Source organism: Flavobacterium sp. (assembly GCF_965277525.1).
Classification (GTDB): domain Bacteria; phylum Bacteroidota; class Bacteroidia; order Flavobacteriales; family Flavobacteriaceae; genus Flavobacterium.
This window is the reverse complement of sequence record NZ_CBDIDC010000001.1, coordinates 216,816-229,297: the sequence shown is the minus strand read 5'-3', so window position 1 is coordinate 229,297 and position 12,482 is coordinate 216,816. Positions and strand designations below refer to the sequence as shown.

8 protein-coding genes and 1 pseudogene are annotated in these 12,482 nt (G+C 33.0%); all 9 read right to left on the bottom strand.

Going from position 1 to position 12,482, the window contains the following annotated elements; translation table 11 throughout:
* Positions 1-139: 139 nt before the first annotated feature.
* The 9 genes and pseudogenes from ypfJ to ACQY44_RS00890 all read right to left on the bottom strand — a co-directional run bounded on the left by ypfJ (position 140) and on the right by ACQY44_RS00890 (position 12,381).
* Positions 140-991 (bottom strand): KPN_02809 family neutral zinc metallopeptidase, encoded by an 852-nt coding sequence (gene ypfJ, locus ACQY44_RS00930; RefSeq protein WP_428228547.1) that lies wholly within the window; start codon positions 989-991, stop codon positions 140-142.
* Between the two features lie 93 nt (positions 992-1,084).
* Positions 1,085-5,137: a PAS domain S-box protein gene (locus ACQY44_RS00925; RefSeq protein ID WP_428228546.1), complete on the bottom strand. Its 4,053-nt coding sequence runs from the start codon at positions 5,135-5,137 to the stop codon at positions 1,085-1,087.
* Between the two features lie 88 nt (positions 5,138-5,225).
* Positions 5,226-6,017, bottom strand: coding sequence for a hypothetical protein (locus ACQY44_RS00920; RefSeq protein ID WP_428228545.1), 792 nt, complete (start codon positions 6,015-6,017; stop codon positions 5,226-5,228).
* A gap of 123 nt (positions 6,018-6,140) precedes the next feature.
* Complete coding sequence (locus tag ACQY44_RS00915; protein ID WP_428228544.1) at positions 6,141-7,469, bottom strand: aldehyde dehydrogenase; 1,329 nt, start codon at positions 7,467-7,469, stop codon at positions 6,141-6,143.
* A 74-nt stretch (positions 7,470-7,543) separates the two neighbouring features.
* Positions 7,544-8,233, bottom strand: a complete 690-nt coding sequence (locus tag ACQY44_RS00910) for an RluA family pseudouridine synthase (RefSeq protein ID WP_428228543.1) — start codon at positions 8,231-8,233, stop codon at positions 7,544-7,546.
* Between the two features lie 79 nt (positions 8,234-8,312).
* A pseudogene (locus ACQY44_RS00905) lies at positions 8,313-8,662 on the bottom strand (four helix bundle protein).
* Positions 8,663-8,771: 109 nt separating this feature from the next.
* Positions 8,772-9,590 (bottom strand): 3-methyl-2-oxobutanoate hydroxymethyltransferase, encoded by an 819-nt coding sequence (gene panB / locus ACQY44_RS00900; protein ID WP_428228542.1) that lies wholly within the window; start codon positions 9,588-9,590, stop codon positions 8,772-8,774.
* 49 nt (positions 9,591-9,639) lie between these two features.
* Entirely contained in the window at positions 9,640-10,839 is a 1,200-nt protein-coding gene (locus ACQY44_RS00895) for an SH3 domain-containing protein (RefSeq protein WP_428228541.1), read from the bottom strand.
* 114 nt (positions 10,840-10,953) lie between these two features.
* Positions 10,954-12,381, bottom strand: a complete 1,428-nt coding sequence (locus ACQY44_RS00890) for an L-serine ammonia-lyase (RefSeq protein ID WP_428228540.1) — start codon at positions 12,379-12,381, stop codon at positions 10,954-10,956.
* Positions 12,382-12,482: the final 101 nt, after the last annotated feature.

Here is a 12,482-nt window from a genome sequence, read left to right as displayed (position 1 = left end):
TTAGTATAAAAGTGTACTTGCGAAATGAATGTATATCAAAAGTTAAGATGTAATTTTAGGTATCAACATTATTTATATAAAATAAAAAAGCATGACGTTTTAATCATGCTCATTTCGCTATTATAGTTTGGCTTATGTATTATTGAATCTCCTCAAAAGTATTTCCCTGTTTGATATCTCCGGTTTTGAAACCTTTCTTAAACCAGTACATTCTTTGTTCTGATGTACCGTGTGTAAATGAATCGGGAACAACTTGACCTTGCATTTTACTCTGAATTGCATCGTCACCGACAGCATTGGCTGCACTTAGTGCTTCTTCAATATCCCCTGTATCGAGATTTTCCTGATTGTAGTGTGCCCAGACTCCGGCATAAAAATCGGCTTGTAATTCTAATGCGACAGAAAGTTTATTGGCTTGAGCCTGACTTTTCCCTTCTTGGGCCTGATGCATTTTTGCCGAGGTCCCCAGTAAGGTTTGTACGTGATGCCCAATTTCGTGCGCTATAACATACGCAATAGCGAAGTCGCCTCCTTTTGCTCCAAATTTCGTTTTTAGTTCTTCAAAGAAGCCTAAATCCATATACACTTTTTGATCACCCGGACAGTAGAATGGCCCGGATGCAGATGATGCACCACCACAAGCTGTATTAACTGATCCTCTAAAAAGTACTAGTTTTGGATTCTTGTATTTCATACCATTTTCGGTAAATATTTTGCCCCAAATATCTTCGTTGTCAGCCAGAATTACTCTGACAAAATTGCCCATTTCTTCATCTTCCTTACTTAATGGGGCAGCCGCTTCGGTTTGCGTTTGCTGTCCGCCTTGCAGCTGCTCTAATACATTGCCTATAGTTTGGCCGTTTTCGCCTCCAAATACGTTTAACAATAAAATAATGATACCAATAACTCCGCCTCCAAGAGCTACTTTTCCACCAGAAAGTCCTCTTCGGTCTTCAACATTATCACTTTGTCTTCTGCCTTGCCATTTCATATTATATCCTATTTTAGCTTGTTTTAGTTTTATGTTGTACTAATTTATATATTTTTTAGGAAATAGACGTTAACAGATTTAATTTAGTTTAGACTATTTTAACCATTTTACTAAGGCTTCTTCTACAGTACCTTTGATAATTGGCTTTGATATATAGTCATCCATTCCTGCTGATAAACATTTATTTCTTTCATCTTTCTCAGCACCCGCAGTTACAGCAATTATTGGAATGTCTTTGCCTGAAATGATATTTCTTATGGCTTTTGTAGTTTCGTAACCGTTCATAATTGGCATCTGAATGTCCATAAAAACCAGATCAGGATTAATACTTTCAAATTGATTTACTGCTTCGTATCCATTTTCGCATTCATAAATATAAGCGGTGCTATGTAAATTTTTAATTATCGTCTTTAATAATAACATATTTACTTTATTATCTTCTACAATTAAAAATGTGATATTTTTTTTGTTGATACGGTTATTGCTTGAATTGCTTTTAAGATTGATTTTTTTGAGTTCGGTGTTGTATTTTTCGTTAATACTCTGGTTGCTTGTTTTTAAATTTAAATCAAAATAAAAATTACTTCCAATATCAATCTTGCTCTCCAATTGTAATCGGCTTTCCATTAAAGCTAACAATTGATTCGAGATGGTTAGTCCCAAACCTGTTCCGCCAAATTTTCGGGTTGTAGAACTATCTTCCTGAGAAAACGCTTTAAAAATTTTCTTCTGGTTTTTTTCGAGAATTCCAATTCCGGTATCAATAACTGAGAATCGAATTACACAATTATTGTTTTTGTTTTTTTCTAAAACAGAAACATTCAATTTAATAGCGCCTTCATTGGTGAATTTTACTGCATTTGAAAGTAAATTGATTAAAATTTGTTTGATTCTGACAATATCTGTCCAGATGTATTTAGGAACATCAGAGTCTACATTTAATTCAAGCTTAAGGTTTTTTTGATTCGATTCGTAAACAATTAAATCAAATACCTGACCCAACACTTTTTTGATATCATACAGATCGATGAAAAGTTCCAGTTTTCCGGCTTCAATTTTAGAAAAATCAAGAATGTCATTTATAATTTCCAGTAACGAATGTGCAGATTGATTGATAGTGGTCATATATTTTTCCTGAATTTCTTCTAATTCAGTTTTCATCAATAAATGTGTGAAACCAATAATACCGTTTAGGGGGGTCCTGATTTCATGAGACATATTGGCTAAAAAGTCGGATTTGGATTTATTTGCTGCTTCCGCCAATTGTTTGGCTTTTATGGCATCTTCGGTTTCTTTTTTGTTGGTAATATCAAAATAGATTCCGCCAACAAATTCAATTTCACCTGCTTTTTTAATAACATCTCCAAATTCTTCTACCCAAATATACTCGCCTGTTTTTCGCCGAATCCGGTATACATTATGTAATGGCATACCACTTTGTAAATTATCAATCTGATTGTTAATTACTTCTTCTTTATCATCGGGATGTATCAGTGATAAAAAGGATAAATTATTTTCAATGAATTCTGATTTTGAATATCCTGTCAAATTTAAAATTTCATCATTAAGGAATATTTTAGTCGAAAAGGCATCAAATTTTGACAGATAAACTGTGCCGGGAATATTGTTGGCGATCAATTTAAATTTTTCTTCACTTTCGAGAATTTTATTCTCATTTCGATTTCTTTCTAATGCGGATGAAATATTATTGGCCAGAACCTGAAAGATGTAAATTTCTTCTTCTGACCATTTTCTTTCGTTGATGCAATCATCAAAACCAATAAAACCAGTAAAAATATCGTTAATGTACAGTGGTAAAATCAAAATTGATTTGATTTTATTACTGATTAATAAATTTTTGAAAAAGCCATCATCAAGTTTACGTGTTAGCTTGTTTAAGATCTTTCTGTTTTTTGAAGCTTCGTAAATTTCGCGTAAATTATCTTCTGTAAGTTGTTGTAATTCGGTTATTTGATGTTCAATTTCTTTTCGTGACCATTTGTATTTTTGGCTAACCGTATCAGTTGTAAAGTCTCTTTCATAGTAATACATATGATCGACTTTTGCCGCTTTACCTATCAGGTCATAAGTTTCCTGAAACATTTCGTGAGTGGTTTTACTCAATAAAAATTTTTCGGTACAGAGCGAAAGCGCATATAGTAACTGACTCTTAAATTCTAATCTTCTTTCGGCTTCAAGGCGCATCTGAGATGAGATGGCAATAGAAATTACATCTGAAATCGTTCGGGCATAATTAATATCCTCATTGTCCCAGTCTCTTTTTTCTTCGGTACTTTCAAAACAAACGACGCCTGCTAATTGTCCACTTAAAAATATGGGTACATCCAGCATTGATTTAATTTGATTTTTAGTAAAGTAAAGCCTTTGAAATTCTGATGTTTCTAATTTATTGAAGACGTCGGGAGCATTTATAATCGCTTTACTTTTTAAAGTTTCAAAATAAATGGGATATGATTCTTTATCAAGAATATTTTTGTCGTTTAGGTTTTGATTATCGACACTATACAGATTTTTGCAGGTTATTAAATCTTTATAATATTTCCAGAAACTTACCCGATTTGTTTTGGTTACCGTTGCTGCTTCTTTAATGATATAATCAATTATGGTATCTAAACTGGCGTATGTGCTAAAATCTGAAGTGGATAATTTTTTTGTTGAATTGTTATAAGCTTCTATTTTTTTAAGACGCTTTTTTTTCTCGTTTTCGATGTTTTTAATATCAGTAATATCTCTGGCTATACCCGCAAAGCCAATGGTTTGACCTAAATCATTCTTTCGAATTATGATTTTTTGTGAAATCCATAATGTTTTTCCATTTTTCTTTAAAATTGGAATTTCAATTGTGGGAAATTTATTTTCGTTTATACCCAGATTTTCATAGAAATCCACAGCATTTCGTTGATAATTTTCATGAATGAAATTTGAATAATGTTGGGCGATAATCTCTTTTTCGGTATACCCTAAAATTGAGAATCCAAAATCGTTTACGAAAGTAAAGTAACCATCGCTGTCAATTTCAAAAATAATATCAGTAGCGGTCTGAATTAGGTTTTTATATTGATCCTGCACATTAATTTGTTCGGTGACATCCTGGCCGATACTGATAATGAGATCTTCAGAGAATTTTTTATCTTTCCATTGAATGTACTTGTATTCGCCGTTTTTACTTTTTAATTTTCGAATATAAAGTTTATTTTCTTTGTGATTTAAGTTTTTTATATCTTCAATAGTGTCCGTTTCTTTGGTTAATTTCCAAAATCTCAAACCTAATACTTCATCGGGTGAATAACCTAAAACAGAGGTTATGGTTTCGCTACAAAACAGAACTTCATTTTTCTTATTCGTAGCAATTGTGAGTGAATTTCCTTTGTGAACGATTTCATTTGTAAATCTGAAATTATCCAGGTTATTTAATAAAATAGCATATTTGACCTGATTGATGATAAAAATAATAATAGAGTAATTAATTAATAAAATGGATGATTTTAGCGGAATTAATTGAAATACAATGGTTGAAATCAGATAAAGAAAAACGACTCCGGTAAAAAGCCAATACACTTTTATGGGTTTTAAAATACTGTAAGAGAAATAAAATGAGATTAAAAAAGCAATGATCGGGACAATATCATTTTCAAGAAAAATAATATTGTATGCCACATAAGCGAGAAACAGTAAAAATAACAGAATAAAAATTTGCTGAACTTTATCCCGCAGAAATTTAACTTTATCAGTGATGAGATAAATTAAGAGAACTGAAAATCCAATCGTTACATTTAAAATTAGCAGGCTCCTGGGTCTGATCCTGAAAATTTCATTGATGATTTCGATGACAATAATTGCGATGCCAAAAAATAAAAGGTAGAGTTGATATTCTCTATTGGCTGTTTCGGTTTCTAGTTTTTTTTCGATAAAATAACCAATTCTGGCTTTAATTTTAAAGAACTGGTAAACCATGATTGCCAGAAAACCAAATAATGATAATCCTAAAATAATGATTTTAGGATTGTTGTAGAAAATAATATCCGATTTGAAAACGTATAAGTTTGTAATAGTTGATTTCAGGGCATTACCTGGATCGGCAATTCCTAAAAGCAACGAATTGAAAAAACTATAGTTTTCTACCATAGAATTTGGATATGTTTGGTTTCGTAAATAGTTTTTTGAAATTCTAAAAAGAGTAGGTTAATCTCTTTTTTTATCCAGAATTTCTATCTTATTCTAAATCCGATTGCCCAATTGAATCAATTGGATCTTCTTTATCATTTTTTAAAATTGCATAATATATGGCGTATGTCATTGAATAGCTAAGCGGAACAGTAAATAGAATTCCGATAAAAAGAGCCAGAAACCCCACAATTAAAGCGACAACTATTGTCATCATTAAACCTAAAAGTACAATAGGTTGTTTCGAAATAAGTATAAAACTTGATTTTATGGCATCTATCGCTTTTAAATTCCCAAATACAATAAGTGGAATAGTTAAAAACGTAAAATAAGAGATGGCTAACGAAACTAAAAGGCCCAAATTGCTTAATTTTTGAATTTCCAGGAAAGTAGATATCGAACCGCTAACTAATGAGATAATAATTGTTGCAAGAAAGATTTGTAAAAAATGACTTGTTTTGTAGTAGGTGAAAATTGTAGAAACTTTGAATTCCTGATCTTTCTCTGCACAATCGGCCATTTTTAGAAATCCAGCACCAAAAGGACTTAAAATTGCGGAAAAAAAAGCTGTTCCTATTATATAATAAAAGAGTTGAAGATGAGATAAATGTAAAGGCTGAATATTAAAAAATGAAGGATTACTTAATTTATCTACACCAAAAATTATAGCCAGGGCACTATAAGCTATGATACCAAAAAGTATAGAAAAGACTAATAATATCAGTCCGGCGTAAAGCGCTATTTTTTTATAGTTTTCAAAAGCATTATTAAAGACAGTTGAAAAATCTAAAGTATAACCATGATTTTTAATGTCTTTGATTCGTTCAGGTGTCGATTTCATTTTTTGTTAAGTAGAATTGTTTTATATTCTGTGGTTTAAGATCATATTGTGACGTAAATATAATATTTTTAATCAGATGCATATGAAAATCTACAAAACATTATGCGATAGTTTTTTTGTGATTTAGATCCAGTCCAGTACTTTTTTTATAGTTGCCAGTTTACCTTTATAAGGCGCATATCGCATTGGTAAATCAAGCCAATTCCCTTTTTTTACTACTGCTTTATGATGAGAAAAAATATCAAAACTCAATTGTCCATGATAAGCACCGATTCCGCTATGACCAACTCCGCCAAAAGGGAGTCTTTTGTTCGAAAAATGTACAACCGTATCATTGATGCAGCCACCGCCAAAAGAGTAGGTTTTAATGAGTTTTTTAGCGAAAGATTTGTTTTCACTAAAAATATAAAATGCAAGTGGTTTTTCGTAACGGCTAATTACGTTTTGGATGTCAGCTTCTGTTTCATAAATAAGAATTGGTAAAATTGGACCAAATATTTCTTCTTTCATTACCGGGCTTTCCAAAGATGGTTCTTCAATTAATGTTGGTGAAATGTAAAGTTCGTTAGCTTCTGTTTCTCCTCCAAAAATTACTTTTTCGGGTTCAATCATATTTGCCAGTCGCAACCAGTTCTTGGTATTGATTATACGGGCAAAATCTGGGGATTTTTCCATTTTTTTGCCGTATGCTTTTATAATTTCTTCCATTAAAAAGGAAATGAAATTAACTTTCATGTTTTTTTGCACCAAAATATAATCGGGAGCAATACAAGTCTGGCCTGCATTAATAAATTTTCCCCAGACAATACGTTTTGCAGCTAATTTTAAATTGGCAGTTTCGTCGATGACACAAGGATTTTTTCCGCCTAATTCTAAAGTTATAGGGGTTAAATTTTCTGCAGCTGCTTTGGCTACTACTTTACCAACAGTAACACTTCCTGTAAAGAAGATATAGTCCCAGCGCTGTGCTAAAAGCTGATTAGAAACTTCGACACCGCCTTCAAAAACTTCAACATGTTTTACATGAAATGTTTTTTCAATGATTTTAGCAATTATTGCTGATGTGTGGGGTGTTAGCTCTGAAGGCTTCAGAACGACTCTGTTTCCGGCTGCTACGGCAGAAATTAAGGGACATAATGCTAACTGAAAGGGATAATTCCAGGGAGCGATGACCAAAACATTTCCGTAAGGCTCTTTATAAATATAATCTGTAGAGGGAAAGTTAAGAAGCGATGGGAAAACACGTTTTCGTTTTGCCCATTTATGGATATTTTTGATGGTGTCTTTTAATTCCGAAATTACATAATTGGTTTCGGTTAAGACCGCTTCAAATTCTGGCTTTTTAAAATCATCGTATAAAGCTTTTACAATTAGATCTTCGCTTTTTTGAATGTTGTACAACAATTTTTTCAGCGTTTCTTTTCTGTATCCGATGTCGTTTTTATAGTCCATTTTTATGATCACTTGATTTATGCCTATGCAAGTTAATCGATAAAAATTAAATAATTAACAATTGTATCATAAAATCAAATGGCATTCCAGATTGTTTCGTCCGGAGTTGGTGCCACAATTGTAATGTTTTCTTTAGAAACAGGATGAATAAAAACTAATTTTCTCGCATGTAGATGAATTCCACCATCAGGATTGCTTCGGTCAGATCCATATTTTAAATCTCCTTTTATCGGTGATCCGATTGCTGCTAACTGAGCACGAATCTGATGATGACGACCGGTATGCAAATTAATTTCCAAAGCCACATAATTCTGAAGTTCTTTAAAAACGGTGTAGTCTAAACTTGCCAGTTTACTGTCCGGAACTTCTTTTAAATGTGCTTTCGAAGTATTGTTTTTTTCGTTTCTTTTCAGATAATGAACCAATTTGGCAGTTGTTTCCTGAGGTTTATTCTTCACAACTGCCCAATAGGTTTTCTGAGTTTCACGATTACTGAACATTTCGTTCATTCTCGTTAATGCTTTGCTGGTTCTGGCAAAAACTACAATTCCGGTTGTGGGACGATCTAAACGATGAATCACACCCAGAAAAACATCGCCAGGTTTATTGTATTTGTCTTTAATGTATTCTTTTACAACATCAGATAAAGGTTTATCTCCCGTTTTATCACCTTGTACAATATCACCTACGCGCTTATTAACCACAATAATATGGTTGTCTTCGTGTAGGATTTGGAGGTTGTTTTTATGTGATAGAATTTTCATTTTTAGACTTGCTTAGATTTTTAGACTGACTTAGACTTCTTAGATTTTAGAATGGATTAAATTAGATTTTTTTGAAAAACTATAATAAAGTTGCTCTAAATCTTGATGTCATTTTAATAATTTCCTCTAACATATTTGTTAATTCAATTGTGCTTTCTTCATTGATAAATCCCAAATCAGATGAAATTAAAAGTTGTGTTTCTACTTCGTATGCAGAACCAATAGCAATTTCTAAAAATCGGGCAAATCTTTATTTGAATTTCTTGAAGACCCTTCCGCAATATTTGAAGGAATTGAAACTTAAGCTCTTCGCAATTGATTTGTTATTCCAAATTTTTCTTCACTCGGAAATGTAGCTGTTGCACTATAAATTTTAGAACAAAATAACCTGCTTTTTTTCCAAATTAAAAGTTCTTTGAATTGATGCATTTTTAGATTAATTAGATTTTCAGATTCGCCTAGACTTCTTAGATTGACTATTTTAAAAGAATAGCATCTAAGCTAGTCTAAAAATCTAAGAAGTCTAAGCAGGTCTAAATTAATATTGCTCACTCGAATTAGGAAAATCACTTGACTTAACATCAGCTGCATATTGGCCAATTGCTTTTGTCATTTCTTCGTAAAGATTTAGATAACGACGTAAGAAACGTGGACTAAATTCATTGTTCATTCCTAACATGTCATGAATAACCAAAACTTGGCCGTCAACGCCACCTCCGGCACCAATACCAATAACCGGAATTGAAATACTTTGTGCTACTTTTTGAGCTAAATCAGCTGGGATTTTTTCTAAAACAACAGCAAAACAACCTACTTTTTCAAGCAGTTTTGCATCTTCAATTAGTTTTTCAGCTTCCTGATCTTCTTTGGCACGAACACTGTATGTTCCGAATTTATAGATTGATTGAGGTGTTAAACCTAAATGTCCCATTACTGGAATTCCTGCGTTTAATATTTTTTTGATAGATTCTTTAATTTCTTTCCCTCCTTCAAGTTTTACGGCGTGACCACCACTTTCTTTCATGATTCTGATAGCAGAACGCAACGCTTCTTTAGGATCAGACTGGTAACTTCCAAAAGGTAAATCTACCACAACTAAAGCTCTCTCTACAGCACGAACTACAGATGAGGCGTGATAGATCATTTGATCTAAGGTAATTGGCAATGTCGTTTCGTGACCCGCCATAACATTTGATGCTGAATCGCCCACTAAAATCACATCGACTCCTGCGGTATCAACAATTTTAGCCATTGTAAAATCGTAAGCGGTTAGCATAGAGATTTTTTCTCCATTACTTTTCATTTCGATTAGTGACTTTGTTGTGATTCTTTTATAATCTTTTTTTGCTACTGACATTTTGTTTTTTTTTGAAGATGTAAAAGTATTGAATAATTATAGATTGAAATCAGCAATAGAAGAATATTTCGATGGTAAATAACTTTCCATCTTTAAATTCTATCTTAAATTCGCTGTCTTCTATTTGTATAGAGTAAGAATGTGGCGCTTTTATAGAAGCTCCAATATAAGTACCATATTTTTCGATAAATGCTTTTTCAGACAGGGTATGGTCTAAAGTTGCATTAGGATTTAAAACCAGTTTGTTGTTTTCGTTAATGAAAACCTTTGTAATTTCTGCCTGATTTTTTTGTTCATCAACAGAGGCTTCTAAATCCGGATAGTAATAAAAAAGTTCACTTAAATAAACACCGCATTCATCGCTTACATTTGCCTTTTTAGATGGCTTTCCAAATGTTTTTACCAGATCTTTTTGAGTTAGATACCAGGCTTTTGTTTTTATTCCTTTTAAAATAAATTCAGATTTTTTAACCAAAGCAAGAATTTCATCAGGCTTTTTATGTTTGGCGACTCCTTTGGCTATAGCCATATTCAATTCTGTATCTGCAAGAAGTTTAGGATCATTTAGTTGTTTGACCACTTCGTAATATCTTTGATATGCCGGAGCTAATGTGCTGTTGTCACTGTTCCATGCTAATTCTACAAGTCTTTCGCCAATCGTTTTACGCTCTGTAATATTAGTAACATCCAGTTTGTCAAAGTCTTTTACTAAAGTATTGAAATCAGGTCTTTTTCCAACAAATTTTCTTAATGTAAATTTGGCGTACTCTTCACTGAATTGACCGCTGATATTTACCCAGTCTTCCTGATTTTTTGGTAAATAATTAATAGCGACAGGATCGCCTGCATATAAAATTTCTCTAATTTTTGAATTTTTATCAGGTTGTGTACGTGCTTTTAAGCCCGCAACTAAAACAAAAAGATGGTTTCCGCCATAATAATTATCTCCGCCTTCTAAAATGGGATTTTCGTTGTCTTTGATTTTAATGTCTTTGGCGTTTAATCTTGTGGCAACATATTTTTCAGGAATATAACCTTCAGATAAATTATCGGCTTTTACTTTGTACCAGCCGTTTTTGCTTTCGGATAATAATTGAACTTCGGCACCATATTTAAAATAACCCAAAAAATCAGCAGAGGTATTCGCTGACGTATACAAACGCGTATCTGAATTTAGGAAATAACGTTCCTGAGCATGCAATAAAACTGAGCAAAATAATATTGCAATAAGAAAGAAGTATTTTTTCATGAAGTATATTTTGGAAGAGTTTTTTTGCCACGAATTGCACGAATTAGTATTGAATTTATGCGTTACGAATATAAAATTCATGCAAATTAGTGCAATTCGTGGCAAACTTATTTTTTAACAATCAGCCATATTTACGGCAATTGCCAATCCGCCTTCTGAGGTTTCTTTGTATTTAGAATTCATGTCTTTTGCAGTCTGCCACATCGTGTTGATGACTTTATCCAAAGGTACTTTGGCATTTTTAGAATCCGTTTCAAGGGCTAATTCGGCAGCATTTATGGCTTTTATGGCGCCCATAGTATTTCTTTCGATACATGGAATCTGAACTAAACCACCAATTGGGTCGCAGGTTAAACCTAAGTGATGTTCCATTGCGATTTCGGCAGCCATTAAAACCTGAGCAGGAGTTCCGCCCATTAATTCGCAAAGTGCTGCTGCAGCCATAGAGGACGAAACACCAATTTCGGCCTGACAACCGCCCATTGCAGCTGAGATTGTAGATCCTTTTTTAAAGATACTTCCAATTTCTCCGGCAACCATCAAAAATTGTTTGATTTCTTTTTCGCCTGCATCATGGTTTTCAATGACCAGATAATACATTAAAACGGCCGGGATTACACCTGCACTTCCGTTTGTAGGTGCCGTAACAACTCGACCTAATGAAGCATTTACTTCATTCACGGCAAGTGCAAAACAACTTACCCATTTTAAGATCTGACGAAATTTTACTTCAGTTTTTCTAATTTCTTCTAACCATGTTTGCGGGTTGGAGTAATTGGATAACCCTATTAAGTTTTGGTGCATATCAAAAGCTCTTCGGCGAACATTTAATCCGCCCGGAAGAATTCCTCCGGTATGACAACCAATATACATACATTCTAACATCGTGTTCCAGATGCGCATTAATTCAGAGTGAATTTCTGCTTCCGGTTGCATTGATTTTTCGTTTTCATATACGATTTCCGAAATCATTTTGTTTTCTGAAATGGTATAATTTAAAAGTTCAACAGCATTTTGAATCGGGAAGGGGAAAGCGCATTTTATAACCTCCTTGATTTTTGCATTTATACGTTCTTCTTTTACAACAAAACCTCCTCCTATAGAATAAAAAGTTGATTCATATTCAGAGTCATCGGCTTTATAAGCAGTAAATTTTAGTCCATTGGCATGGAAAGGAAGAAATTCTTTATTGAAAACAATATCCTGAAGAAAATAAAACGGAATTGCATATTCATTGGCCAGAATAATTTCGTTCGTATCTTCAATAATTTTAATAATTCCGGCAATATTATCAATCGGAATATATTCCGGATCCTGTCCGCTAAGACCTAACATAACAGATAAATCGGTAGCGTGACCTTTACCGGTTAGGGAAAGAGATCCGTATAAATCGACTTTTACTCGTTTAATTTGGTCTAAAATTGATTCGCTTTTTAACTCTTCTAAAAAACGTTCTGCGGCTCTCCACGGCCCTAAAGTATGTGAACTTGAGGGGCCAACGCCAATTTTAAGCATATCAAAAACAGAGATACATTCTTCCATTGTGCAATATTTATTAAGACAAAGATAATTGAATAATGCAATGAACATTTATTTTCGTTTATTAATGTTGCAGTTTTGTTAAAAAAAATATTAAATTTTAA

Bases quoted from the DNA above. Each gene is read 5' to 3' on its own strand.
- ypfJ (WP_428228547.1), bottom strand. From the start codon at position 991: ATGAAATGGCAAGGCAGAAGACAAAGTGATAATGTTGAAGACCGAAGA.
- ACQY44_RS00925 (WP_428228546.1), bottom strand. From the start codon at position 5,137: ATGGTAGAAAACTATAGTTTTTTCAATTCGTTGCTTTTAGGAATTGCC.
- ACQY44_RS00920 (WP_428228545.1), bottom strand. From the start codon at position 6,017: ATGAAATCGACACCTGAACGAATCAAAGACATTAAAAATCATGGTTAT.
- ACQY44_RS00915 (WP_428228544.1), bottom strand. From the start codon at position 7,469: ATGGACTATAAAAACGACATCGGATACAGAAAAGAAACGCTGAAAAAA.
- ACQY44_RS00910 (WP_428228543.1), bottom strand. From the start codon at position 8,233: ATGAAAATTCTATCACATAAAAACAACCTCCAAATCCTACACGAAGAC.
- panB (WP_428228542.1), bottom strand. From the start codon at position 9,590: ATGTCAGTAGCAAAAAAAGATTATAAAAGAATCACAACAAAGTCACTA.
- ACQY44_RS00895 (WP_428228541.1), bottom strand. From the start codon at position 10,839: ATGAAAAAATACTTCTTTCTTATTGCAATATTATTTTGCTCAGTTTTA.
- ACQY44_RS00890 (WP_428228540.1), bottom strand. From the start codon at position 12,381: ATGGAAGAATGTATCTCTGTTTTTGATATGCTTAAAATTGGCGTTGGC.